Origin of the sequence: Variovorax sp. SG517, from assembly GCF_013376045.1 — a bacterium.
Classification (GTDB): Bacteria; Pseudomonadota; Gammaproteobacteria; order Burkholderiales; family Burkholderiaceae_C; genus Variovorax.
Genome location: NZ_JABMJG010000004.1, coordinates 465,467 through 488,979, shown reverse-complemented (window position 1 = coordinate 488,979; position 23,513 = coordinate 465,467). Strand labels below are relative to the sequence as shown.

The window sequence follows — 23,513 nt, the reverse complement described above, 5'->3', positions numbered from 1 at the left end:
CTTTTTGCTGAAAGAATCCGCACCACCATGCTCGCCCGCACCTCCGATCCCATCGTCGCCATCGCCACCGCCTCGGGGCGCGGCGCGGTCGGCATCGTGCGCGTGTCGGGCGCCAGGCTGGCGCCGCTGGTCGACGCGATCTGCGGCCGCGCGCTCAAGCCGCGCGAGGCCACCTACCTGCCGTTTCGCGACGCGGAGGGCGAACCCGTAGACCACGGCCTGGCCATCCACTTTCCCTCGCCGAACTCCTTCACCGGGGAAGACGTACTCGAGCTGCAGGCCCACGGCGGATCGGTGGTGCTGCAGCTGCTGCTGGCGCGCTGCCTGGAGGCGGCGGCCGAGCCCGACCCGGTCACCGGCCGTCCTCGCCTGCCCGGCCTGCGCGTGGCCGAGCCCGGCGAGTTCAGCCAGCGGGCCTTCCTCAACGGCAAGATCGACCTGGCGCAGGCCGAAGCCATCGCCGACCTGATCGACGCCAGCACCGAGGCGGCCGCGCGCAGCGCCGGGCGATCGCTGTCGGGCGCCTTCTCGCGCGAGATCCACACGCTGCGCGATGCGCTGATCCACCTGCGCATGCTGGTGGAGGCCACGCTCGACTTTCCCGAGGAGGAAATCGACTTCCTGCAGAAGGCCGACGCGGCCGGGCAGCTCGCGAAGCTGCAGTCGCAGCTTTCCGCCGTGCAGCAGCGCGCGCGCCAGGGCGCGCTGCTGCGCGAGGGCATCAAGGTCGTGATCGCGGGGCAGCCCAACGCGGGCAAGAGTTCGCTGCTCAATGCGCTGGCCGGCGCGGAGCTGGCCATCGTGAGCGCGGTGGCGGGCACCACGCGCGACGTGGTCTCGCAGACCATCCAGATCCACGGCGTGCCGCTGCACGTGGCCGACACCGCCGGCCTGCGCGAGAGCAGCGACGAGGTCGAGCAGATCGGCGTGGCGCGCGCCTGGGGGCAGATCGAGAGCGCCGACGCGGTGCTGTTCCTGCACGACCTGACCCGCGCGGACCAGCCCGACTACGCCGCCGCCGACGCGGAGATCCTGGCCGGCCTGCAGCGCAAGCTGCCCGCGAGCGTGCCGGTGCTCGACGTCTGGAACAAGCAGGATGCGGCACCCGCGGTCCACCCGGCGCAGGGCATCGCCCTCTCCGCCAAGACCGGCCTGGGCATCGAGGCCCTGCGCGAGCAGCTGCTGGCCATGGCCGGCTGGCAGGCCGTGCCCGAGGGCGTGTACCTCGCGCGTGCGCGCCACGTGCAGGCGCTGGCGCGTGTCGAGACGCACCTGGCGCTGGCCGCCGACCACCTCGCGGCGCAGGCGCAACTGCTCGACCTGCTGGCCGAGGAGCTGCGCCTGGCGCAGAACGCCCTGAACGAGATCACGGGCGAGTTCGGCGCCGACGACCTGCTGGGCGTCATCTTCTCGCGCTTCTGCATTGGTAAATAGCCACAGATGGCGGCGGCCGGCCACCAAAAAACGTAAACAGTTGTAGCGAAATAACATGGCCATGGCGGATACTTCAGCCCACATGCGGGGGTCGAAAAACACATGTCCATCCAGAACCTGAGCCGCGCCATCGCGGAGAACATCAACACCGACGCGTTCGCGTTGACGTTCAACGTCCAGCAGTGGGAAACGCTGGCGGGTTACCTGCAGCCGATCGACACCGGCGTGGGCGACGTGCTGATCGAACAGGGCACGCCCGACCGCTCGGTGTTCTTCGTCGAGAGCGGCGCCATCAGCGTGCACCGCGTCAGCAGCAAGGAGCAGATGAAGCTGGCCGTGCTCACCGCGGGTTCGGTCGTCGGCGAGGGTTCTTTCTTCTCGCGGCAGCCGCATTCGGCCAACGTGGTGGTCACCGGCGCGGGCCGTGTCTGGCGGCTCACCGCGATCCGCTTCGCCGAGATGAGCAACCGCCAGCCCAACATGGCGCTGGAGATCGCGATGGCGCTGGGCGCCGTGATCGCCAAGCGCATGGCGCACCGTTCCAAGCGCGTCGCGGTGACCTGAGCAGGAAACCTCCTTTCCCGCCCGCCGCCGGATCGATCCTGCGGATGCAGGCCAGCCACCTCCGTCCAAGACCCCCGAAAAACAAGAAGTAGTCAGCAAGCAATCCATGGCCTCGATCTGTCCGGTCTGCAGCACGGAGAACCGTGACGGCGCGAATTTCTGCAGGAGCTGCGGCATCAAGCTGTCCGCCGCGGGCGACCGGATCCCGCCGCCGCCGACTCCCGAACGCGAATGGGCCACCACCGCACCCGCCCAGCTGCGCGCGCCGACCATTCCGGCGCCCCTCGAAGAGCTCTCGCCGGCACCGCCGCCGGCGCGCCAGTCGTTCTTCTTCAGCAGATCGCCGGCCTCCGCGCCGCGGCGCGACGACGAGCAGACCGTCTTCATGCTGCACGACGACGGCTTGCCGCATTCGCCCGCCTCGTCCGATTCAGCCGACGCGCCTGCCTCGCCGCCCGGGCTCGAATCGAGCTGGGCCATGGCGCCCGAAAGAACGAAGCGGCCCCGCCGGGTCAGGATGCGGCGGCCCGCGTCGGTCGAACGCTCGCCGCGCTGGCGCGTCGTCCTGCCGTGGCTGGGCCTGCTGCTGGTGGCGGTGGCGATGATCGTCGCGGGCTGGTATGGCTACGGCACGCGAAAGGCGCCCGCCGCCGTCGAAGAGTCCGCGCCGGCCACTGAGCCAGCCGCTCCCGCGGTGGCACCGCCGCCGCCGGCCGAGCCGCCGCCTCCCGCGCCGGAGGCTCCCGCCGCCACGGCGGATCCCCAGGCGGCCGACAAGGCGGCCGACCAGGCAAGCGCGACCCCGCCCGCCGCGGAAGCCGCGCCGGCTCCGGCGCCCAAGCCTGCCGCCAAGTCGCGCAAGCAGGCGACCCCCGCCGCACAACCTTCGCCGGCCGCGCCCGAAGCCGCGCCCCAGGCCGCCGCTGCGGTCCCGCCGCCGGCACCGGCCGCCCCGGCCGAGCCCGCGGCCATGTGCGGCGACCGCAACTTCATCGCCAAGGCCCAATGCATGGCGGCGCAGTGCCTGAAGCCCGAGTACAAGGCCCACGCGCAGTGTGAGGCGGTGCGCCGCCAGCAGCGTCTCGAAGAGGAAAAGCGCAATCCGACGCTGATCAACTGAGGGCGGGAAAGGCGCGAGAGCGCCCGCCCGCCCGATCGCTCACCCGCTCCCCGATCAGCCCTTCTGCAGCCGCTCGACCGCCATCGCCAGGGCGGCCGGCTTGCCCGACAGCACCAGCGTGTCGCCGTCCGACAGCACCGTGTCGTCGGCCAGCGCGCGGGGCTGGCCGTCCTGCCGGCGCAGGCTGGCGACGCGCACGCCCAGCGTGTGGAGCGCCAGCCGCTCCAGCGTCTGGCCGACCGCCCTCGCGCGGGCATCGAGCGTGAAGCTGTTGAGCCGCTCGTGGTCGATCTCGTCGGCGTTGTCGTCGTCGGCGCCGTGGAAGTAGCCGCGCAGCAGGTTGTAGCGGGCGTCGCGCTGGTCCTGCACCACGCGGATCACGCGCCGCATCGGCACGCCGACCAGCGCCAGCGCATGGCTCGCGAGCATCAGCGAACCTTCGATGGCCTCGGGCACCACCTCGGTCGCGCCGGCGGCCTGCAGCTTCTCGAGGTCGTGGTCGTCCTGCGTGCGCACGATCACCGGCACGTGCGGCGCATGGGCGCGGGTGTTGGCGAGCACCTTCATCGCGCCGGGCACGTCGAGGTAGGTCACGACCACCGCGCTGGCCCGCGCGAGGCCGGCGGCCATCAGCGCCTGCAGCCGCGCCGCGTCGCCGAACACCACCGAGTCGCCGGCGGCGGCGGCCTGCCGCACGCGGTCGGGGTCGAGGTCGAGCGCCATGTACGGGATGCCCTCGCGCTCCAGGATGCGCGCCAGGTTCTGGCCGCAGCGCCCGTAGCCGCAGATGATCACGTGCTGCGCCGTGTTGATGGTCTTGCGCGCGATGGTCGTCATCTGCAGCGACTGCTGCAGCCAGTCGCTGGCCACGAGCTTTCGCACGATGGCGTTGCTGTACATGATGATGAAGGGCGTCGCCAGCATCGACAGCACCATCGACGCCAGCACCGGGTTGGCCAGCCACGGCGGCAGCAGGCTGCGCTCCTGCGCCAGCGTCAGCAGCACGAAGCCGAACTCGCCGGCCTGCGCCAGGTAGAGGCCGGTGCGCAGCGACACGCCCGAGGTCGCGCCCAGCACCTTCGCCAGCACCGTCACCAGCCCCAGCTTGAAGGCCAGCGGCACCAGCAGCAGCACGCCCACCAGCAGCCAGCGCTCGACCACGATGTGCCAGTCGAGCGACATGCCCACGGTGATGAAGAACAGGCCCAGCAGCACGTCGTGGAAGGGGCGGATGTCGGTCTCGACCTGGTGCTTGTATTCGGTCTCCGACACCAGCATGCCCGCGATGAAGGCGCCCAGCGCCAGGCTCAGGCCGGCCAGCTCGGTGAGCCAGGCCAGCCCCAGTGTGATCAGCAGCACGTTCAGGATGAAGAGCTCCTCGCTGCGCCGCCGCGCCACCAGCGTGAGCCACCAGCGCATCACGCGCGGGCCGCCGTACAGCAGCACGCCGATCAGGAAGCTCGCCTTCAGCAGCGCCAGGCCCAGCGCCTTGGCCAGTGCCTCGGGCGGCGCGCCCAGGGCGGGGATCAGCACCAGCAGCGGCACCACCGCCAGATCCTGGAACAGCAACACGCCCATCACGCGCTTGCCGTGCTCGCTCTCGAGTTCGAGTCGCTCGGCCATCAGCTTGACCACGATGGCCGTGCTGCTCATGGTGAGCGCGCCCGACAGCGCCAGGGCGGTCTGCCAACCCAGGTGCCATGCAGGCGGCAGCAGCCGCGCCATCAGCAGCGCGCCGACGGTGGCGAGGGCCATGGTCAGCAGCACCTGCAGCATGCCCAGGCCGAACACGTGCTTTCGCATTGCGCGCAGCTTGGGCAGGCTGAACTCCAGCCCGATCACGAACATCAGGAACACCACGCCGAATTCGCCCAGGTGCTGGATGCCTTCCGTGTTCTGGGCCAGCGCGAAGGCATGCGGCCCGATCAGTACGCCCGCCGAGAGGTAGCCGAGCATCGGCGGCAGCTTGAGGGAGCGGCACGCCACCACGCCGATCACCGCGGCCAGCAAGTACAACAGCGTGAGATCGAACGAAGACATAGGCGCCGATGCTAGAGCAAGAGCCGTGCGCGGCGCCTCAGGGAGGACACCCGGAGGCGCCCCGGGAGCCGCGGGGGCAAGCCGCGGGCCCGTAAAATCCGGCGATGAGCTCCCGTCCCGCCCCGGCCCCCGTGGTCGACCCCGAAGCCATCCTCGCTCGGGCACGCCTCACCTTCGACATCGAAGCCGAAGCCGTCTCCGGCCTGAAGAACCGCATCGGCCCCAGCTTCGTCGAGGCCGTGCGCAAGATCCTCGAGGTGCGCGGCCGCGTGGTCGTGATGGGCATGGGCAAGAGCGGGCACGTCGGCCGCAAGATCGCGGCCACCCTCGCCTCCACCGGCACGCCCGCGATGTTCGTGCATCCGGCCGAGGCCAGCCACGGCGACCTCGGCATGATCAAGGCGGTCGACCTGGTGCTCGCCATCTCCAACAGCGGCGAGGTCGACGAGCTCACCGTCATCCTGCCGGTCGTCAAGCGCCAGGGCGTGCCCCTGATCGCCATGACCGGCCGCCCCGAATCCACCCTCGCCCGCCACGCCGACATCGTGATCGACGCGGGCGTGTCCAAGGAAGCCTGCCCGCTCAACCTGGCGCCCACCGCCAGCACCACCGCCCAGATGGCGATGGGCGACGCGCTGGCCGTGGCGCTGCTCGACGCGCGCGGCTTCGGCTCGGAAGACTTCGCGCGCTCGCACCCGGGCGGCGCGCTCGGGCGCAAGCTGCTCACCCATGTGAGCGATGTCATGCGCTCGGACGAAGACGTGCCGCGCGTGACGCCCGACGCCGGCATCGGCGAGCTGATGCGCGCCATGAGCAACAAGGGCTTCGGCGCTGCGGCGGTGGTCGCGCCCGACGGCCGCGCGCTCGGCATCTTCACCGACGGCGACCTGCGCCGCCTGATCGAGGCCGGCGCCGACCTGCGCGGTCCGAAGGCGGCCGAGGTGATGCACCACAACCCGCGCACCATCCGCGTCGACGCGCTGGCGGTGGAGGCGGCCGAGCTCATGGAGCAGTGCGGCATTACCCGGCTGTTCGTGATCGACGGCAGCGGGGTGGTCGTCGGCGCCATCAACACCAACGACCTGATGCGCGCGAAGGTCATCTGATGCCGCTCGAGTTCCAGGCCGAGACATTGCTTGCCGCGCAGGACGTGCGCATCGTCTTCTTCGACATCGACGGCGTCCTGACCGATGGCGGCGTGTATTTCACCGAGCACGGCGAGACGCTCAAGCGCTTCAGCATCCTCGACGGCTACGGCCTGAAGCTGCTGCGCAAGGCGGGCATCGTGCCGGCGGTGATCACCGGGCGCGATTCCAAGCCGCTGCGCGTGCGCCTGGAGGCGCTGGGCATCGAGCATGTGCGCTACGGCACCGAAGACAAGCTGCCGGCCGCACAGGCCATGCTCGACCAGCTCGGCTTCGGCTGGGCGCAGGCCGCGGCCATCGGCGACGACTGGCCCGATCTGCCGGTGCTCCTGCGCGTGGGCTTCCCGGCGGCGCCGGCCAATGCCCACGCGGAAGTGCGCGGCATTGCGCGCTACGTGACCAAGGCGCGCGGCGGCGAAGGCGCGGCGCGCGAGTTCTGCGACCTGCTGCTCACGGCCTGCGGCCAATACCGCGTCATGCTCGACGCTGCGAAGGGACCGGGCGCATGAGCGGCATGAAACGCGCATGGAACACGCTGCGCGACGGTCTCGACCGCGCCACCATCTATCTGCCGATCATCCTGACGGCCGCCGTCGCGCTCGGCACCTACTGGCTGGTGCGCAACGCGCCCAAGCTGCTGGAGCCCGCACCCAAGGTCGCGCCCACGCACGAGCCCGACTACTTCATGCGCGACTTCGTCATCAAGAACTTCCTGCCCAACGGCGACCTGCGCAGCGAGCTGCACGGCGTCGAAGGCCGGCACTACCCCGACACCGACACCATCGAGATCGACAAGGTGCGCATGCGTTCGGTGTCGCCCGAGGGGCTCGTGACGCGCGGCACCGCCGACCGCGGGCTGTCGAATTCCGACGGCAGCGAAGTGCAGCTGTTCGGCAACGCGATCGTCATTCGCGATCCTTCCGTGGCGCCGAACGGCAAGCCCACGCCGCGCCTCGAATTCCGCGGCGACTTCCTGCACGCCTACGTCGACACCGAGCGCGTCACGTCGAACAAGCCGGTCACGCTCATCCGCGGCACCGACCAGTTCACCGGCGACACGCTCGACTACGACAACCTGAGCGGCGTGGCCAACCTCAACGGCCGGGTGCGCGGCGTGCTGATTCCGTCGGCGGCAGCGGCTGCTCCCGCGCCGGCGAAGAAGCGCTGAACGGGCATCTCGGCATGGCAAACACTTCTCCGCTCGTCTTCATCACCGGCGCCTCCAGCGGCATCGGCCAGGCGCTGGCCGCCAGCTTCCACGACGCGGGCTACCGGCTGGCGCTGGTCGCACGGCGCACGCAGGAGATCGAATCGTGGGCGAGCGCCCGCCAGCTGGGCGCCGACCGATGGCGCGTCTACGGCGCGGACGTGGCGCAGACCGACAGCATCGTCGCCGCCGGCAAGGCCTGCATCGAGCAGCAGGGGCTGCCCGACGTGGTGATCGCCAACGCCGGCATCAGCGTGGGCATCGATACCGCGGAGCGCGAGGACATCGACGTGATGGCGCGCACTTTCGCGACCAACAACGTGGGCCTGATGGCCACCTTCCATCCCTTTGTGTCGGCGATGGTCCGGCGCGGCAGCGGGCGGCTGGTGGGCATCGGCAGCGTGGCTTCGATCCGCGGGCTGCCGGGGCACGGCGCCTATTGCGCGAGCAAGGCCGGCGTGGTTGCGTACTGCGAGAGCCTGCGCGGCGAACTGCACAACAGCGGCGTCAAGGTCGTCACCCTCTGCCCGGGCTATATCGACACGCCGCTCACGCAGGGCAACCGCTACGGCATGCCCTTTCTCATGAAGGCGGAGGACTTCGCCGCCCAGGCGCTGCGCGCCATCGAGGCCGGCACCAGCTATCGCGTGATTCCCTGGCAGATGGGCGTGGTCGCGAAGATCATGCGCATGCTGCCCAACGCCGTGCTCGATCGGGCCGTGCAGGGGCGCGAACGCAAGAAGCGAAGCGGCGAAGCCTGAGCGTCGGCTGCGGCTGGATCGCCCAATGAAAAAGGCTCCCGAAGGAGCCTTTTTCTATATGTGCTTTTCTGGAGTGTGCAGGGTTCAGTAGCCGCTGTTGCCGCCGCCGTAACCACCGCCGCCACCGCCCGAACGGCCACCGCCGCCGCCACGGGGACCAGCGCCGTAGGGGCTGCGGAAACCGCCATCGCCACCACCGCCGCCGCCGCCACTGCGGCCACCGCCGCCGTAGCCGCCACCACCGCCGGAGCGACCGCCACCACCGTAGCCGCCACCACCGCCGCCGCCGTAGCCACCGCCACCACCGCCGCCATAACCACCACCGCCGCCGCCGTAGCCGCCACCACCGCTGCGCGGGGGACGTGCTTCCATCGGGCGCGCTTCGTTGACGACGACGCTGCGGCCGCCCAGGGGCTGGCCGTTCATGCCGTTGATTGCAGCCTGTGCTTCCGCGTCGCTGCCCATCTCGACGAAGCCGAAGCCCTTCGAGCGGCCGGTGTCGCGTTCCATCATGACCTTGGCGCTGGTCACGGCGCCGAACTGCCCGAAGGCCTGTTCGAGATCTCCGTCGCGCACCGAGTAAGGCAGGTTGCCGACGTACAGTTTGTTGCCCATCAAGGGACTCCTATAAACACATCAAGAAAAGCGATGGAGTCCCGAAAGCATCACTCAAACGAGAGCGTCGAGTCGCGCGAAACTGACCGATCACCGAACTGCCTCCCGACCAAATTGAAGAGGGAGGCTCGTGCATTATGGGTGAAATATCCGAATTGCAAGCGGGAATTTGCTTCCTGAGGTAGCACCTGTCAAAACTATTCGAAAGCTAGCGCCTACTTGCACGATTGGGCGAGGTCCTTCGCCCTACATCCGTGCGCCGATGTAGAATTCCGCCCGTCATTGGGGAGTAGCCGCCTTCCGATCTGCGAGAAGGGCCCGCGTCAACAGACTTGTCCTGTCCCACCAGGATATGGCGCGTGCAGTGAAAACACCTGGCGAGACCTTTGACCGTGCAACTTCGGGAATATGGCCGAAGGTGTTGCACGGTCAATTGCGTCCTTCGGCCCAAGGAACCCCACGTTCATCATGGAAGCTTTTCTCGTAGCAACGGGCGTCGTCGCGCTCGCGGAAATGGGCGACAAGACCCAGCTCCTGGCCCTTCTCCTGGCCGCGCGCTTCAGGAAACCCTGGCCGATCGTCCTCGGCATCTTCGCCGCCACCGTCATCAACCACGCGCTCGCGGGCGCGGTCGGCAACTACCTCACGCGCTGGCTCGGGCCCGAGGTGCTGCGCTGGATACTGGGCGGCTCGTTCATCGCGATGGCCGTCTGGATGCTGATCCCCGACAAGCTCGACGACGACGATGCCCCCGGCACATCGAAGTTCGGCGTCTTCGGCACCACGGTCGTCGCCTTCTTCCTCGCCGAGATGGGCGACAAGACCCAGATCGCCACCGTCATGCTCGCCGCCCGCTTCACGCACGACTACATCTGGGTGGTCATGGGCACCACGCTGGGCATGATGCTGGCCAACGCGCCCGTGGTGTGGCTGGGCGAGAAGATCGTGCGGCGCGTGCCGATCAAGCTGGTGCACGGCGTCTCGGCAGCGATCTTCCTCGTGCTCGGCGTTCTGATGATCGTCGGCATATAACCCCCGTCCCCTTCCAGGAACACCGCGGAACCGGCTCCGCCGGGCCGCCGGTGTTGCCCCCTTCCCAAGGGGGTTGGCGAAGCGACACGCAGTGCGCGAAGCCTGGGGGATATACTCCCCCTGCGCCGATTTGCTTCAGCTTGCGGGCGCTCTATAAATTCAGCTAAAGACAGGCGCGGCAGACCCGGCTCGTTTTTGGCGAGGCCGGGTTTTTCATTCATGTCGTCGTCACCACCTCTGGTCGTCACTCCGCAGTCGATGCAGTTCGCAGGCCCGCTGGCCCTGCGCAGCGGCGCATCGATCAGCGACTACACGCTCGCCTACGAAACCTACGGCACCCTGAACGCCGATCGCAGCAACGCGGTGCTCGTGTGCCATGCGCTCAACGCATCGCACCACGTCGCGGGCGTCTATCAGGGCCAGGCCCGCTCCGAGGGCTGGTGGGACAACATGGTGGGTCCGGGCAAGCCGGTCGACACCGACCGCTTCTTCGTGATCGGCGTCAACAACCTCGGCTCATGCTTCGGCTCGACCGGCCCGATGCACGTCAACCCCGCCACCGACCGCGTCTACGGCGCCGACTTCCCCGTGGTGACGGTCGAGGACTGGGTCGACGCCCAGGCCGCGCTGCTCGACGCGCTAGGCATCGAGACGCTCGCGGCCGTCATGGGCGGCAGCCTCGGCGGCATGCAGGCCCTTTCGTGGACGCTGCAGTACCCCGAGCGCGTGCGCCACGCCGTGGTGGTGGCCAGCGCTCCCAACCTCACGGCCGAGAACATCGCCTTCAACGAGGTGGCGCGCCGCGCCATCGTGACCGACCCCGATTTCCACGGCGGCCACTTCTACGAGCACGGCGTGGTGCCCAAGCGCGGCCTGCGCATCGCGCGGATGATCGGCCACATCACCTACCTCAGCGACGACGTGATGAACGCCAAGTTCGGCCGCATCCTGCGCAGCGCGGTGGAAGGCGAAGTGGCAGGCGCGGACTACCGCTATTCCACCCAGGACGTCGAGTTCCAGATCGAAAGCTACCTGCGCTACCAGGGCGACAAGTTCAGCGAGTACTTCGACGCCAACACCTACCTGCTGATCACCCGCGCGCTCGACTACTTCGACCCCGCGCGCAATCACGGCGGCAAGCTCAGCGCCGCGCTGGCCCAGGCGCGCGCCAAGTTCCTGCTCGTGAGCTTCAAGACCGACTGGCGCTTCTCCCCCGCGCGCAGCCGCGAGATCGTCAAGGCGCTGCTCGACAACAGCCGCAACGTGAGCTACGCCGAGATCGACGCGCCGCACGGCCACGACGCCTTCCTGCTCGACGACGTGCGCTACATGGGCGTGGTGCGCTCCTACTTCGAGCGCGTCGCCAAGGAGTTCCAGCAATGAGCGACCTCGAACATCAACGCCTGATCGCGGAGCTGGTGCCCAAGGGGGCCCGCGTGCTCGACCTCGGCTGCGGCGACGGCGCCCTGCTCGACCTGCTTCAGCGCGAGCGCGGCTGCACCGGCTACGGCGTGGAGATCGCCGACGGCAACGTGCTGCAGTGCATCCGCCGCGGCGTCGACGTGATCCAGCTCAACCTCGACGAAGGCCTCGCGATGTTCGACGACGCCTCCTTCGACGTGGTGCTGCAGATCGACACGCTGCAGCACTTGCGCAATGCCGAGGTCATGCTGCGCGAGACCGCGCGCGTGGGTCGCATCGGCATCGTCGCCTTCCCCAACTTCGCGCACTGGCCCAACCGCCTGAGCGTGGCGCGCGGGCGCATGCCCGTCACGCGCCGCCTGCCCTACCAGTGGTACGACACGCCCAACATCCGCGTCGGCACCTTCAAGGACTTCGAGGTGCTGGCCGGCAAGAACAACCTGCGCATCCTCGACGCCTTCGGCCTTCAGGACGGCCGCGACGTGCGCTGGCTGCCCAACGCGCGCGCCAGCACGGCGGTGTTCAAGTTCGAGCGCGGCGGCGGTTGATCGCGCAATGAGCTTCACGCTCGCACAGCCGGTCCACAGCGAGCTCGTCATCAAGAAGAGCCGCTTCATCGGCTGCGTGCAGCCGGTGGCCGACCGCGCGGCGGCACTGGCGGTGGTCGCCTCGCTGCGCGCCGGGCATCCCGCGGCGGCGCATGTGTGCTGGGCACTCATGGCGGGCGGGCAGTCGGCCGCCAACGACGACGGCGAGCCCGGCGGCACGGCAGGACGGCCGATGCTGGAAGTGCTGCGCCACCAGCAGGTCGAAGGCGCGCTCGCGACCGTGGTGCGCTACTTCGGCGGCGTGAAGCTGGGCGCGGGCGGCCTCGTGCGGGCCTACACCGACGCGATTGCGCAGGCCCTGCTCGGCGCCACGCTGGTGCCGCTGCTGCGCCAGCGCAGTCTGCGCTGCTCGGTGCCCTATGCGCTCGAAGGGCTGGTGCGGCGCGAGCTTGTGGCGGCAGGCGCGGTGCTCGAGGGCGTGCAGCACGGCGACGACGTGGCCTTCGCCTTCTCGCTGCCCGAGCCCGAGGCCGACGCTTTCATCGCGCGCCTCGGCGATGCTGCGCAAGGGCGCGTCGTCTGGCCGCGGGAGTGAGCCTCTTCGCCGGTACTGCCGGGACTGTGGGTGCCGGTTCGACCATCGAGAGAACGCCGCGCTGCGCCACCGGCAACGCAGCCGGTTCGTCGTCGCTCCCGCGCCGCGCCATCTCGGCGGTCACGATGCCGGTCGGCACCGCGAGCACGCCCCAGCCCACCAGCATCATCACCGAGGCGATCGCGCGGCCCAGGTCGGTCTTGGGCACGAGGTCGCCGAAGCCGACCGTGGCCATCGTCGAGATGGCCCAGTAGACCGCCACCGGAATGCTCGTGAAGCCGTGCGGCGGCCCCTCGACCACGTACATCAGCGTGCCCATCACCAGCACCACCAGCATCACGAAGCCGACGAACACGGTGATCTTCCGGCGGCTCGCCGCCACCGCCGACACCAGCGCGCGGTACTCCACCGAGTAACGCGATAGTTTGAAGATGCGGAACACGCGCAGCAGCCGCAGGATGCGCACGTCGATGAGATAGCCCAGCCCCATCTCCGGCGCGAAGACCACGAGGAAGGTCGGCAGCAGCGCGAGCAGGTCGATCACGCCGTAGAAGCTCAGCGCGTAGCGCAGCGGCTTGTTCACGCAACTGAGCCGCGCGATGTACTCCAGCGTGAAGAGGGCAGTGAACACCCATTCGAGCACGTTGAACACCGCGCGCCACTGCTCGCGGATGGACTGCACGCTGTCGAGGATCACCACCAGCACGCTGGCCACGATCACCGCGATCAGCGCCAGGTCGAACATCAGGCCGGCGCGGGTGTCGGCCTCGAAGATCACGGTGAAGAGCGTGCGCCGCCAGCCGTGCGCGGGCTTGTCGAAGCGCGAGTCGGTGGTGGATGACATTGCGCGCGATGCGGCGTTCCGTTCGGCGTTTGGAGGGCTCATGGCGCCACATTGTCATGTACGCGATCGACTTATTCAGTTACGCTTATTGCGCAATGAAGTGCCGCAGGCCGTGAGTGCGTTCTTACGATAGTCCCCTTTCTTGAGGAGCTCCCCTTTGGCTACACAGTCCCCCTTCTTCGGCAAGCGTGATCGTGACACCGATTCGTTGACATCGCGCCCCGCGCCGCTCGTCGGTTCGGGCACCAACCTCTCCGGAACCCCCGTCAATCCCTCGTCGCTCACCGCACAGCAAGGCGGCCTGAATGCGGCAGCGGCCGCGCCCGTCGCGAAGGAAGGCGGCAGCAAGCTCACCGTCGGCCCCAACATCAAGCTCAAGGGCGTCGAGATCACCGATTGCGACACGCTCGTGGTCGAAGGCCTGGTCGAGGCCACCATGGACTCGCGCCTGATGCAGATCGCCGAGCAGGGCGCGTTCAAGGGCTCCGCCGAGATCGACATCGCCGAGATCCGCGGCGTGTTCGACGGCAGCCTCACCGTGCGCGAGAAACTCGTCATCCACTCGACCGGCAAGGTCACGGGCAAGATCCGCTACGGCAAGATCGTGATCGAGGAAGGCGGCCAGATCTCCGGCGAGATCAGCTTCGGCGCCGCAAAGCCCTCGCTGCAGGCCGCTGCCTGAAACAGGCCCCCCGGCTTTTCACTCCGCTTCGCTGCGTGTAACTCCACCCCCCGAGGGGGAGGCGCGGGCCGTCTTGGGAGCGGCCCGGCGGCGCCCGCAGGCGTCTTTCACGCGGTAGGTGCGGTCCAGCCAAGACGCTCCAGCAAGGCACCGGCAGCCGCCGGTGCCTTTTCCTTCGCGCCGTTGATGAAGTAGACGAACACGTCGCGCTTCTTCGGCGACACGGCCCAGCCCTGCGCGCGCCCGGCCCATGTATCGAGCGCCTTCGGCGCATAGCCCGTCTTCAGCTTGGCGTCGGCCATCATCAGCCGCGCATAGGCGATGTCGCCTTCGGGTTCCTCGAAGGACGGAAACTTGTCGGCGTCGGTGAACACCGTCGACACCTTGTACTTTTTCGCGAGCGCCTTGTAGGCGGGCACGATGAAGCTCTCGTGCCGCACGTCCATCACGTGCCGCAGCACCCGGCTGCCCTCCTTCTTCGGCAGCAGCGCCAGAAAAGCCTCGAAGTCCTCCGCGTCGAACTGCTTGGTCGGCATGAACTGCCACACGATCGGCCCGAGCTTGTCGCCGAGTTCGGCCACGCCGCTGTCGATGAAGCGCTTGATGGAGTCGCCCGCGCCCGAGAGCAGCTTGCGGTTGGTCGCGAAGCGCGAGGCCTTCATCGAGAAGATGAAGTCGTCGGGCGTGTCGTCGTGCCACTTGCGGAAGGTCTCGGGCTTGAAGGTGCTGTAGTAGGTGCCGTTGATCTCGATGGCGCTGACCTTGCGGCTCGCGTAGTTCAGCTCTTTCGCGTGCGCGAGCCCCTTCGGGTAGAAGTTGTCGCGCCATGGCTCGTAGGTCCAGCCGCCGATGCCCACCTTGATGTTTGCCTTGCTCACGTGGCCCTCCGGGTTGAGATCGCCCGCACTCTACGCGCGGTTGTTCCAAGGCGCAAAATGCGTCCTTTCTTTCGTCACCCGCGGAGAACCCAACGATGAACGCCCCCCTGCACCGCGAAATGCCCGCCGGCACGCTCGACGCCGAGCGCGCCCTGTCCGACGTCACCGCCCAATGGGACGGCGACATCGTCAAGCAACTCACCGACTACATCGGCATCCCGGCCAAGTCGCCCGGCTTCGACAAGGACTGGTCGGCCAACGGCTACCTCGAGACCGTGCTGCGCAACGCCGCCGCGTGGGTCGAGGCGCAGAAGGTGGAAGGCCTGAAGCTGGAGATCGTGCGCCTGGAGGGCCGTACCCCGGTGTTGTTCTTCGAAGTGCCGGCCACCGGCACAGACATGGGCGAGACCGTGCTGATGTACGGCCACCTCGACAAGCAGCCCGAGTTCACCGGCTGGCGCAACGACCTCGGCCCCTGGACGCCCAAGTACGAGAACGGCCTGCTCTACGGCCGCGGCGGCGCCGACGACGGCTACGCGGTGTACGCCAGCATCGCCGCGCTGCAGGCGCTCAAGAACCAGGGCGCGGCGCATCCGCGCATCGTCGGCCTGATCGAGACCTGCGAGGAAAGCGGCTCCTATGACCTGCTGCCCTACGTCGACGCACTGCGCCCCCGCCTGGGCAACGTCGAGCTCGTGATCTGCCTCGACTCCGGCGCCGGCAACTACGACCAGCTCTGGCTCACCACCTCGCTGCGCGGCATGGCCAGCGGCACGCTCAAGGTCGAGGTGCTGACCGAAGGCATCCACTCGGGCGATGCCTCGGGGCTCGTGCCCTCGAGCTTCCGCATCATGCGGCAGGTGCTCGACCGCCTCGAGGACAGCGCCACCGGTCGCCTGCTGCCCGCGAGCTTCCACTGCGAAGTGCCGGCCGACCGCCTCGCGCAGGCCAGGGCCACCGCCGCGATCCTCGGCGAGGAGGTCTACAAGCGCTTCCCCTGGGCGCACTACGACTGCGGCGGTTCGACCGTGTTCGCGCTGCCCACCACCACCGACCCGGTCGAGGCGCTGCTCAACCGCACCTGGAAGCCGACTCTCTCGGTGACCGGCGCCGAAGGCTTCCCGGCGCTGAAGGACGCGGGCAACGTGCTGCGCCCCTACACCGCCTTCAAGCTGTCGCTGCGCCTGCCGCCGCTGGTCGACGCGGCCGAGGCCGTGCAGAACCTCAAGACGCTGCTGGAGGACAACGCGCCCTACCAGGCCCGCGTGACCTTCGAGAGCAACGGCGGCGCCACCGGCTGGAACGCGCCCACCATCACGCCGTGGTTCGAGGACGCGCTCAACAAGGCCTCGAAGGCGCACTTCGGCGCTTCCTGCGGCTACATCGGCCAGGGCGGCACGATCCCGCTGATGAACATGCTCAGCGCCGGCTTCCCGAAGGCGCAGATGATGGTCTGCGGCGTGCTCGGCCCCAAGAGCAACGCGCACGGCCCCAACGAGTTCCTGCACGTGCCCTATGCCAAGAAGCTCACCGCGGCCGTGGCCGAAGTGATCGCCGCATTGCCGGCCGCGCACCGCGCAGCAGCATCGGAGCCGGTGGCCGCTTGAGCGAGGCGCTGCCTCTGCCGCAGCGCGTGTCGCTGTCCACGCCCGACGGCGAAACGCTCGCACTGCGCCGGCTGCCGGCGCCCGGGCCGGCGCGTGCCGTGGTCGTCGTGGTCCACGGGCTCGGCGAGCACGCCGGCCGCTACCACGGGCTGGCCGAGTGCCTGCACGAATGGGGCTTCGCGGTATGGGCGCACGACCACTATGGGCACGGCGAATCCAGCGGCCCGCGCGGCGGCCTGCCGAGCGAACTGCGGCTGGTGGACGACCTCGCGCTCGTCATCGACGACGCGCGCCGAGAGAACCCAGGCCTGCCGGTGGTGCTGCTGGGCCACAGCCTGGGCGGGCTTGTCGTGGCGAGCCTGGTTGCGCGCGGCGTGCGGCACGTCAACGCCGCGGTGCTGTCCTCGCCGGGGCTCGATCCCGGCCTGAGCGGTTTCCAGAAGCTGCTGCTCGCGGTGCTGTCGCGCATCGCGCCAGACCTTCGCGTGGGCAACGGCCTCGACGACAACTACCTCTCGCACGATGCGGCCGTGGTGCAGGCCTACCGAGACGACCCGCTCACGCACGACCGCATCGGCGGGCGCCTGGCGCGCTTCCTCGCGTACGAAGGCGAGAACGTGCTGCGGCAGGCCGCGAACTGGCCCGTGCCGACGCTGCTGCTCTACGCGGGCGACGACCGCCTCGTGCGGCCCGACGCGAGCCGGGCCTTCGCCTCGGCGGCGGCGCCCGGCGGCAAGGTCGAGGCGCACTGCTTCGACACGCTGTACCACGAGATCTTCAACGAGCTCGAAGCCGATCCGGTCTTCGAAGCCCTGCAGCGCTGGCTCAACCGGCGCTTTCCGCCGCTGGCCTGACGGCGCGCCTGCGGCGCGCCAGCCAGAGCAGCGCCGCACCGGTCAGCACCACCGGCACCAGAGAGCCGAAGTTCAGCAGCCGCCAACCCTGCGTGGTCACCAGCACGCCAGAGGCGAACGAGGTCAGCGCCAGTGTCGCGAACACGCAGAAGTTGAGCGCGCCCTGCGCGCGGTCGCGCTCCTCCGGCGCGTAGGCCGTGAGCGAAAGCGTGGTGCTGCCGGTGAACAGGAAATTCCAGCCCACGCCCAGCAGGAACAGCGACACGATGAAGTGATGCAGCTCCACGCCCGAGAGCGCGACGGCGATGCAGCCGAGGTTCAGCAGCAGCCCCACGCCCATCACCGGCAGCACGCCGAAGCGGCGGATCAGGTGGCCGGTGAAGAAGCCCGGCGCGAACATGCCGATGACGTGCCATTCGAGCACCAGCGCGGCGTCGGAGAACGGCAGGCTGCAGATCTGCATCGCGATGGGCGTTGCGGCCATCAGCAGGTTCATCACGCCGTAGCCCAGCGCGCCGGCCGCGGCCGCCACGATGAACACCGGCTGGCGCGCAATCTCCGCCAGCGAGCGCCCGCCGCCCGATTCCTTGCGCGTGGGCGCCGGCGGGAATTCGATGAAGTGCATCACCGCCATCGACAGCAGCGCCACCGCGGCCAGCGCGATGTAGGCGCCGGCGAAGGGCACGGCAAAGGCCTCGCGCGTGGCCTTGGCGAGGTTGGGCCCGGCCACGGCGCCGATGAGTCCGCCGGCCATCACCATCGACACCGCCTTCTCGCGCCATTCCGGCGCCGCCAGTTCGGCCGCGGCGAAGCGATAGAGCCCCGCGTTGGCGTTGTAGTAGCCCGCGACGACGGTGGCGAAGCACAGCAGCCAGAAGTTACGGGTGACCGCGGCGAAGCAGCACAGCAGCGCCGACACCAGCGCCACCGCCAGCCCGGTCTGGAACGAGCCGCGCCGGCCGAAGCGCTGCTGCGTGCGCGCCACCAGCCCGGTGGAGAGCGCGCCGCCGATCACGTAGCTCATCACCGGCAGCGTCGCCATCCAGCCGCGCGGCGCGATCGCCAGCCCCACCAGCCCGTTGATGGCGATGAAGGTGACGTTGTTCGTCAGCAGCAGGCCCTGGCAGATGGCGAGCAGCCACAGGTTGCGGTTCATGGCGCTGTCTCCCGTATGGCGCGCTGCAGGTCGCGCTCGATCTCGCTGAAGGCGATGGGGGGCAGGTCGCCCAGCGTGCGCTCGGTGCCGGTGAGCGCCACGCCGAGCACCGTCTGGAGCGCCTTGCCGTCGGGGCTGTCCTGCACGAACCAGCCTTCCTCCAGCTGCAGGCGGACCTGGCCTTCGCCGGGCACGCCCTTGTTGAAGGCGTTGACCATGCCGCCGTCGCCGATCTCGCGCACCCAGCCGCGCGTCTCCAGGCCCATGAGCGCGGCGTTGGACACCGCGCGGCCGGCCCATTGCGGCAGCTCGCGGCCGGCGCGCAGCGCGTCGTCGAGCACGAAGGACTGGCGCGCCAGCTGTTCGAAGGGCTGCAGCAGTTCGTAGTCGGCCAGCACATGGCCCCACGCGGCCGCGAGCGAAGCATCGAGCGCCGCGAAGTCCAGCGGATGCGGCAGGCCGATGCGCGCGTTCTCCGCCAGCTTCACCGGGTCGTCGTGCAGGTCGGCCAGCTCGTCTTCGGCGGTGACGCGGAAGGTGCCCTGCAGCCTGTCGGCGGCATCGAACAGGCCCCAGACCAGCGGCCGGCTGAACACGCGCAGCACCGGATGGTTGGCGAAGAAGGGCATGAACTCGTCGGGGCCCCAGCGGCGCTGCGCGCACATCGCGGCCTCCAGCCGCCTGATCTGCGTGGTGGCGACGGTCTTCGCGAGCTTGCGCAGTTCCTTGAGCTGGGTCGTTGCGGCGGCCGCCTTGCCTGCGTCGTCGTTGGCGCCCGGCTTGGGCAGCGTCTTGAGCGCCTTGCCCTTCGCGTCGTGCACCACGGGCTGGAAGCTGTCGTCCATGCGCACCTCGAAGCTGCGCGGGCCGAAATCCAGCATGAGGCGCGCGCGGACATCGAGGCCGAGGTCGGGCACGGTGCGGTCGGCCAGCTGGTCGAGGCTCAGGCCGCGCTGTTCGGCCACCTCGCCGAGCATGCGGTCGGCGCGGGTGCGCAGGTCGTCGTAGCGGGTCTGGCGCGCGAGTTCGGCCAGGTGCATCAGCGCGGCGTCGCTGCCGATCTCGCCGAGCATCGCCATCGCGTCGTAGGCGCGCACGCGGTCGAGCGCCGCCCGCCACTGGCGCAGCAGGCCGTAGAGCTGGCGCGCGGTCTCGCCGTCGCCGAGGCGGCCCTGCAGCGCGAACATCCAGCGCTCCCTGGCCGGGCGGCCGTTGCCGATCCACCAGGCCAGCAGCGCGCGGCCGAAGCGTGCGAGGGAGTCGGGCGTGATCGCCTCCAGCAGTCCGGCGAGCCCCGGATACGGCGCGTCGGGCTTGCCGAGCATCATCGCCATCAGCACGTCGGGCACCACGGCCTGCGGCAGCGCGAGGCCGTTCTTGGCGAGGATCAGCCGGGGCAGCGTCGGCAGCGGCAGCGTCTTCGGCACCGCGGGAAGGTTGTCGGGCAGCACGTCCTCGGGCGCGATGGACAGCAGCTGCGCCACCGCGCCGGCGGCTTCGGCGCCGTAGGCCTGCGCCTGGGCGCGCACCGCCTCGGCATGGCCGTTGTCGTGCAGCCAGCGCAGCGCGGCCTGTGCCGCTTCGTGCGCGGGGCCTGGCTCGCCCAGCGCGATGGGAACCAGGCCGCGCGCGGCCGTCTCGGGGTAGCGTGCCAGCCATGCGGCCGCCTCGCGCCGCACCCATCGGTTGGTGTGGAAGCCCTTGGCGATCCAGCCGGCGAGCGGGTCCCACTCGATGACCGAGGCCAGCTCGAACATCGCGCGCGAGCCCTGCTTGAGGAAGCGCGGCAGCCCCGGCAGCGCGTCCGCGCCGAAGGCGCGGAGGATGGGCCGCACGCGCGCCACGTCGCCCATGAAGTGATCGACGGCCGGCCCGTGCGTGAACGCCGCCACCGCCAGTGGCGCGGGCAGCTGCCAGATGTATTCGGCCACGCCCCAGCGTGTGCCCGGCAGCGGGCCGAAGTCCTCGGGTCCGGCGATCTCGCGGCGCCCGGCGGCCACGTCGTCGATGAGCTCGGGGCGCAGGCCCAGCATCCACAGCGCCTTGTGCACGCTGCCGCCTTCGCGGATGGCGTCCAGCGCATCGGGCTGGTGGCGCGGGAACTCGGTCATCCACTGGTTCGAGCGATCGCGCGAGACGCGCACCTCGCGCGCCAGCCAGTCGGACAGGTCGCCCGTGGCCTGCAGGTACTGCGGCGGCTGCAGGTCAGCCCAATGCAGCCGCGCCGTCGGAGGCAGCGGCTGCAGCGCCAGCACCGGAATGACCGGCAGCGCCTGCCGGTTCTTCCACGGCGGGCGGCGCAGCAGCGCGGGCCAGTCGTCGGCGGGGGCGTCGGCCACGCCGGGGGAGCCGTCTTCCTGCAGGCGCGCGAGCGTCTTGCGCTGGGCTTCGTCGCAGGAGGCTTCGAGGGGCTTCTGCCACTCGGGATTCGCCGCTAGAAGCTCCAGGATCAGCGCTGCGCCGGCCTGGTGCCGCGCCGGGTTCGCCGACAGCAGCTCGCGCAGCACGAAGAGCGGCCAGCGCGCCGCCTGCTTCACCAGCGCGTTCTTGCAGTCGATCTGCTTGACCTGCGCGACGAAGAAGCGCACCACCTCCGCGTCATGGATGGCCAGGAGGTCGGTGACGGCTTCCTTGTGCGGCGAGGGCTCGAAGAGCAGCTCGGCCGCCGCAGCGCCATGCATCTCGAGCATGCGCAGCCGGGCGGCGCGCGGCGGATAGAAGCTGGAGCGGTGGCGGCGAAAGAAGTCGAGGCTGTCGGCCAGGCTGCGCTCGTCGGAAAGCGAGCCGCCGCACTGGCCGCAGGGCCGGTCGTTGAACCGCGCGAGCGCCTCGCGCATGTTCTTGGTCCACCGCACCTTGCCGTCGGGCCGCGCGTCGAGGCCGCCCTCCTTCTTCTCTTCGCTCTTCTGTGCTTCCCCCTTCGACTTGCGACTGCCCGCCATGCCATTGCTCTCCGTTGATGCCGCAGGGATTGTCGGCCAACACGCGCGGGCCAAAAAAAAGCGCCCTCGCGGGCGCTCGAACGCTGGAGAAGGCAGTCCGGTTCAGGACTGCTTGCCTTGCAGCAGACCGCTGAGCGAGCCCAGCAGGTCGTCATGGTTGCCCAGCCCCTGGTCGGGGATCTTGCCGTGCGGCGTGAGCTGGTCGATGAGCGCCGGCAGCATGGTGGCCAGCATCGGCAGCAGCGTCTGCGCATTGATGCCGAGCTTGGACGCGATGCTCGCGATGGTGTCGCTGCCCAGTGCGTTCTGCAGCTGGTCGCCCGAGACGGGCTGGTTTTCTCCCTTGCCGATCCACGAGCCGATGACGTCGCCCATGCCGGCCTGCTCGAACTTCGAGACCAGACCGCCGAGGCCGCCCACGCTGCCGTTGTTGGCGAGCAGGCCGCCCAGCGCGCCGGCCAGGCCTCCCAGATCACCCAAGCCGCCGAGGCCTCCACCTTGCGGCTGCTGCTGTTGCGCAGCGCCTCCGAGCACCTGACCGAGTACCGAATCGAGCAATCCCATGGCTGTTTCCTTGGTGTGTGACAGAACCGCCAACATTGTTAAATGCCGCGGACCGTAAGTCGAAAGTGGCACGCCACTTTCGAACTGGCAACGTGACAAATTACTTGGTACGCGCCGTCCGTTTGGCCAGCAGCGCGGGGCTGACCCCCTGCACGCCCACCAGGCCGAGCACGGTGACGAGCGAATTCTGCGCGCCTTTCCATGCATCTGTCATGTCAATGGACTCGTTCAGCGAATGGAATCCGGAGGCCTTGCCGCCGCCGCCCACGATGATGGCCGGCACGCCCATCGAGATCGGCACGTTGGCATCGGTGCTGCCGCCGCGCAGCAGTGTCTTGTGGCCGAAGGCGGCGTTCGAGCGGACCGCGGCCTCGACGATCGCCGAATCGGACGGCGTGCGGCCGCCGGGGCGCTCGCCGATGAGCCTGACGCTCACGCCCAGCGTGCTCACGTTCCAGCGCTTGTTCTCCTCGGCCACGGCTTCGTCGATGGCGGCGAGGATCTTCTTCTCGGTTTCCAGCAGCGAGCCCATGTCGTCCGAGCGGATGTCGATGGCCATGCGCGCATCGGGCGCGATGGTGTTGACCGAAGTGCCGCCGCCCACGGTGCCGACGGTGAACGTCGTCTTCGGGAAGCTCGGCGTGCGGATGTCGGCGATCTTCGCGATGGCGCGCCCCATGCCGTGGATGGCGCTCGGCACGAGGCCGAAGGCGCCGAAGCTGTGCCCGCCCGGCCCCTGGAACGTGACCTCGTAGCGATGGCTCGCGGTGCCCAGCACCAGCACCGAGCCGGGCGCCGAGGGCTCGAGCCCCACCATGCCGTCGATGTCGAGGTGGTCGCGGAAGATCGCCTTCATGCCGCGCAGGTTGCCGAGTTCCTCCTCGCCGACGTTGGCGACGAACATCAGGTCGCCCACCGTCTGCACCTTGTTGTCGTTCAGCACCTTGAGCCACGACAGCAGCACCGCGAGACCGCGCGTGTCGTCGGCGATGCCCGGTGCGTGGAGGCGGCCGTCGCGCTCCTTCACCTTCACGTCGGTGCCGGCGGGGAACACGGTGTCGAGGTGGGCCGAGACCAGCAGCTTCGGGCCGCCACCCGTGCCCTTGCGCACGCCGACCACGTTGCCTTCGGCGTCGATCTTCGCGCTTGTCAGGCCGAAGGCCTTCATGCGCGCGAGGAAGGCCTCGGCGCGCTTCTGCTCCTTGAAGGGCGGCGCCTCGATCTCGGTGAGCATCTTCAGGTCTTCCACCGAGCGCTCGTGGTCGGCCTTGACCGCGTCCAGCAGCTTCTGGATCGCGGGCGAGGCCATCAGCTGGGTGTAGGCGCGGTCGACCTCCGGGCTGACCTGGGCGGGCGTCGGCGCGACGGCTGTGCTCTGGGCGAACGCGCCCTGCGTGGCGCACAGGAGCGCCGCAAGAACCAGGGGAGCAAGGCGCAGCGGACCGGTCGACTTGGGCATGGGCTCGGAAGTCCTTCTTTTGTTTTAAAGGAGTAACGATTGTT

The 23,513-nt window shown here is 69.4% G+C and carries 22 protein-coding genes and 1 riboswitch; of the genes, 14 read left to right on the top strand and 8 right to left on the bottom strand.

The window, feature by feature from the left end; all coding sequences use genetic code 11:
- Positions 1-27: 27 nt before the first annotated feature.
- The 3 genes from mnmE to FHT32_RS14945 all read left to right on the top strand — a co-directional run bounded on the left by mnmE (position 28) and on the right by FHT32_RS14945 (position 3,118).
- Positions 28-1,434: a tRNA uridine-5-carboxymethylaminomethyl(34) synthesis GTPase MnmE gene (gene mnmE / locus FHT32_RS14955; RefSeq protein WP_176665386.1), complete on the top strand. Its 1,407-nt coding sequence runs from the start codon at positions 28-30 to the stop codon at positions 1,432-1,434.
- Between the two features lie 102 nt (positions 1,435-1,536).
- Complete coding sequence (locus FHT32_RS14950; protein WP_176665385.1) at positions 1,537-1,998, top strand: Crp/Fnr family transcriptional regulator; 462 nt, start codon at positions 1,537-1,539, stop codon at positions 1,996-1,998.
- Positions 1,999-2,104: 106 nt separating this feature from the next.
- Entirely contained in the window at positions 2,105-3,118 is a 1,014-nt protein-coding gene (locus FHT32_RS14945; protein WP_176665384.1) for a zinc ribbon domain-containing protein, read from the top strand.
- Between the two features lie 54 nt (positions 3,119-3,172).
- On the opposite strand, the gene FHT32_RS14940 is transcribed toward FHT32_RS14945, so the two are convergent.
- On the bottom strand, positions 3,173-5,158 hold the full coding sequence (locus tag FHT32_RS14940; RefSeq protein WP_176665383.1) for a monovalent cation:proton antiporter family protein: 1,986 nt from the start codon (positions 5,156-5,158) through the stop codon (positions 3,173-3,175).
- A gap of 104 nt (positions 5,159-5,262) precedes the next feature.
- On the opposite strand from FHT32_RS14940, the gene FHT32_RS14935 reads away from it, so the two are divergent.
- The 4 genes from FHT32_RS14935 to FHT32_RS14920 are packed head-to-tail and all read left to right on the top strand — an operon-like array spanning position 5,263 to position 8,271.
- Positions 5,263-6,264 (top strand): SIS domain-containing protein, encoded by a 1,002-nt coding sequence (locus FHT32_RS14935; protein ID WP_176665382.1) that lies wholly within the window; start codon positions 5,263-5,265, stop codon positions 6,262-6,264.
- Positions 6,264-6,812, top strand: coding sequence for an HAD family hydrolase (locus FHT32_RS14930; RefSeq protein ID WP_176665381.1), 549 nt, complete (start codon positions 6,264-6,266; stop codon positions 6,810-6,812). The genes FHT32_RS14935 and FHT32_RS14930 overlap by 1 nt, the downstream gene beginning before the upstream one ends.
- Positions 6,809-7,471: an LPS export ABC transporter periplasmic protein LptC gene (gene lptC / locus FHT32_RS14925; protein WP_176665380.1), complete on the top strand. Its 663-nt coding sequence runs from the start codon at positions 6,809-6,811 to the stop codon at positions 7,469-7,471. The genes FHT32_RS14930 and lptC overlap by 4 nt, the downstream gene beginning before the upstream one ends.
- A gap of 14 nt (positions 7,472-7,485) precedes the next feature.
- On the top strand, positions 7,486-8,271 hold the full coding sequence (locus FHT32_RS14920; RefSeq protein ID WP_176665379.1) for an SDR family oxidoreductase: 786 nt from the start codon (positions 7,486-7,488) through the stop codon (positions 8,269-8,271).
- Positions 8,272-8,355: 84 nt separating this feature from the next.
- Here the strand turns inward: FHT32_RS14920 and FHT32_RS14915 are convergent, their stop codons facing one another.
- A complete protein-coding gene (locus FHT32_RS14915; protein ID WP_176665378.1) occupies positions 8,356-8,886 on the bottom strand; it encodes an RNA-binding protein in 531 nt (176 codons plus the stop codon).
- Between the two features lie 272 nt (positions 8,887-9,158).
- Positions 9,159-9,335: riboswitch (yybP-ykoY riboswitch) on the top strand.
- 19 nt (positions 9,336-9,354) lie between these two features.
- On the opposite strand from FHT32_RS14915, the gene FHT32_RS14910 reads away from it, so the two are divergent.
- From FHT32_RS14910 to FHT32_RS14895, 4 genes are all read left to right on the top strand, one after another.
- Entirely contained in the window at positions 9,355-9,918 is a 564-nt protein-coding gene (locus FHT32_RS14910; protein WP_176665377.1) for a TMEM165/GDT1 family protein, read from the top strand.
- A gap of 219 nt (positions 9,919-10,137) precedes the next feature.
- Positions 10,138-11,301, top strand: coding sequence for a homoserine O-acetyltransferase (locus FHT32_RS14905; RefSeq protein WP_176665376.1), 1,164 nt, complete (start codon positions 10,138-10,140; stop codon positions 11,299-11,301).
- Positions 11,298-11,888 (top strand): methionine biosynthesis protein MetW, encoded by a 591-nt coding sequence (gene metW / locus FHT32_RS14900; protein WP_176665375.1) that lies wholly within the window; start codon positions 11,298-11,300, stop codon positions 11,886-11,888. Before FHT32_RS14905 ends, metW begins: the two co-directional genes overlap by 4 nt.
- A 7-nt stretch (positions 11,889-11,895) precedes the next feature.
- Positions 11,896-12,483, top strand: coding sequence for a YigZ family protein (locus tag FHT32_RS14895; RefSeq protein ID WP_176665374.1), 588 nt, complete (start codon positions 11,896-11,898; stop codon positions 12,481-12,483).
- Here FHT32_RS14895 and FHT32_RS14890 read toward each other — a convergent pair.
- Positions 12,428-13,327 carry an ion transporter gene (locus FHT32_RS14890; protein WP_256099004.1) on the bottom strand — a complete coding sequence of 300 codons (900 nt, stop codon included), beginning with the start codon at positions 13,325-13,327 and terminating at the stop codon, positions 12,428-12,430. The two genes, FHT32_RS14895 and FHT32_RS14890, sit on opposite strands and share 56 nt — an antisense overlap.
- Positions 13,328-13,484: 157 nt before the next feature.
- Between FHT32_RS14890 and FHT32_RS14885 the strand changes: the two genes are divergently transcribed.
- Positions 13,485-14,009, top strand: coding sequence for a polymer-forming cytoskeletal protein (locus FHT32_RS14885; RefSeq protein ID WP_126020878.1), 525 nt, complete (start codon positions 13,485-13,487; stop codon positions 14,007-14,009).
- Positions 14,010-14,116: 107 nt separating this feature from the next.
- On the opposite strand, the gene FHT32_RS14880 is transcribed toward FHT32_RS14885, so the two are convergent.
- Positions 14,117-14,887 carry a DUF72 domain-containing protein gene (locus tag FHT32_RS14880; RefSeq protein ID WP_176665372.1) on the bottom strand — a complete coding sequence of 257 codons (771 nt, stop codon included), beginning with the start codon at positions 14,885-14,887 and terminating at the stop codon, positions 14,117-14,119.
- Positions 14,888-14,982: 95 nt separating this feature from the next.
- Here FHT32_RS14880 and FHT32_RS14875 point away from each other — a divergent pair, with 95 nt between their 5' ends.
- Positions 14,983-16,494: a M20 family metallopeptidase gene (locus FHT32_RS14875; protein ID WP_176665371.1), complete on the top strand. Its 1,512-nt coding sequence runs from the start codon at positions 14,983-14,985 to the stop codon at positions 16,492-16,494.
- Complete coding sequence (locus tag FHT32_RS14870) at positions 16,491-17,348, top strand: alpha/beta hydrolase (protein WP_176665370.1); 858 nt, start codon at positions 16,491-16,493, stop codon at positions 17,346-17,348. The genes FHT32_RS14875 and FHT32_RS14870 overlap by 4 nt, the downstream gene beginning before the upstream one ends.
- Here FHT32_RS14870 and FHT32_RS14865 read toward each other — a convergent pair.
- From FHT32_RS14865 to FHT32_RS14850, 4 genes are all read right to left on the bottom strand, one after another.
- On the bottom strand, positions 17,320-18,504 hold the full coding sequence (locus FHT32_RS14865) for an MFS transporter (RefSeq protein ID WP_176665369.1): 1,185 nt from the start codon (positions 18,502-18,504) through the stop codon (positions 17,320-17,322). The two genes, FHT32_RS14870 and FHT32_RS14865, sit on opposite strands and share 29 nt — an antisense overlap.
- Complete coding sequence (locus tag FHT32_RS14860; RefSeq protein WP_176665368.1) at positions 18,501-21,446, bottom strand: DUF4132 domain-containing protein; 2,946 nt, start codon at positions 21,444-21,446, stop codon at positions 18,501-18,503. Before FHT32_RS14860 ends, FHT32_RS14865 begins: the two co-directional genes overlap by 4 nt.
- Positions 21,447-21,548: 102 nt before the next feature.
- On the bottom strand, positions 21,549-22,010 hold the full coding sequence (locus tag FHT32_RS14855) for a YidB family protein (RefSeq protein ID WP_206169463.1): 462 nt from the start codon (positions 22,008-22,010) through the stop codon (positions 21,549-21,551).
- Between the two features lie 100 nt (positions 22,011-22,110).
- A complete protein-coding gene (locus FHT32_RS14850; protein WP_176665366.1) occupies positions 22,111-23,469 on the bottom strand; it encodes a M20/M25/M40 family metallo-hydrolase in 1,359 nt (452 codons plus the stop codon).
- Positions 23,470-23,513 lie beyond the last annotated feature (44 nt).

Coding starts and splice junctions, on each gene's coding strand:
- mnmE (WP_176665386.1), top strand. CDS start 28: ATGCTCGCCCGCACCTCCGATCCCATCGTCGCCATCGCCACCGCCTCG.
- FHT32_RS14950 (WP_176665385.1), top strand. CDS start 1,537: ATGTCCATCCAGAACCTGAGCCGCGCCATCGCGGAGAACATCAACACC.
- FHT32_RS14945 (WP_176665384.1), top strand. CDS start 2,105: ATGGCCTCGATCTGTCCGGTCTGCAGCACGGAGAACCGTGACGGCGCG.
- FHT32_RS14940 (WP_176665383.1), bottom strand. CDS start 5,158: ATGTCTTCGTTCGATCTCACGCTGTTGTACTTGCTGGCCGCGGTGATC.
- FHT32_RS14935 (WP_176665382.1), top strand. CDS start 5,263: ATGAGCTCCCGTCCCGCCCCGGCCCCCGTGGTCGACCCCGAAGCCATC.
- FHT32_RS14930 (WP_176665381.1), top strand. CDS start 6,264: ATGCCGCTCGAGTTCCAGGCCGAGACATTGCTTGCCGCGCAGGACGTG.
- lptC (WP_176665380.1), top strand. CDS start 6,809: ATGAGCGGCATGAAACGCGCATGGAACACGCTGCGCGACGGTCTCGAC.
- FHT32_RS14920 (WP_176665379.1), top strand. CDS start 7,486: ATGGCAAACACTTCTCCGCTCGTCTTCATCACCGGCGCCTCCAGCGGC.
- FHT32_RS14915 (WP_176665378.1), bottom strand. CDS start 8,886: ATGGGCAACAAACTGTACGTCGGCAACCTGCCTTACTCGGTGCGCGAC.
- FHT32_RS14910 (WP_176665377.1), top strand. CDS start 9,355: ATGGAAGCTTTTCTCGTAGCAACGGGCGTCGTCGCGCTCGCGGAAATG.
- FHT32_RS14905 (WP_176665376.1), top strand. CDS start 10,138: ATGTCGTCGTCACCACCTCTGGTCGTCACTCCGCAGTCGATGCAGTTC.
- metW (WP_176665375.1), top strand. CDS start 11,298: ATGAGCGACCTCGAACATCAACGCCTGATCGCGGAGCTGGTGCCCAAG.
- FHT32_RS14895 (WP_176665374.1), top strand. CDS start 11,896: ATGAGCTTCACGCTCGCACAGCCGGTCCACAGCGAGCTCGTCATCAAG.
- FHT32_RS14890 (WP_256099004.1), bottom strand. CDS start 13,327: ATGTCATCCACCACCGACTCGCGCTTCGACAAGCCCGCGCACGGCTGG.
- FHT32_RS14875 (WP_176665371.1), top strand. CDS start 14,983: ATGAACGCCCCCCTGCACCGCGAAATGCCCGCCGGCACGCTCGACGCC.
- FHT32_RS14865 (WP_176665369.1), bottom strand. CDS start 18,504: ATGAACCGCAACCTGTGGCTGCTCGCCATCTGCCAGGGCCTGCTGCTG.
- FHT32_RS14860 (WP_176665368.1), bottom strand. CDS start 21,446: ATGGCGGGCAGTCGCAAGTCGAAGGGGGAAGCACAGAAGAGCGAAGAG.
- FHT32_RS14855 (WP_206169463.1), bottom strand. CDS start 22,010: ATGGGATTGCTCGATTCGGTACTCGGTCAGGTGCTCGGAGGCGCTGCG.
- FHT32_RS14850 (WP_176665366.1), bottom strand. CDS start 23,469: ATGCCCAAGTCGACCGGTCCGCTGCGCCTTGCTCCCCTGGTTCTTGCG.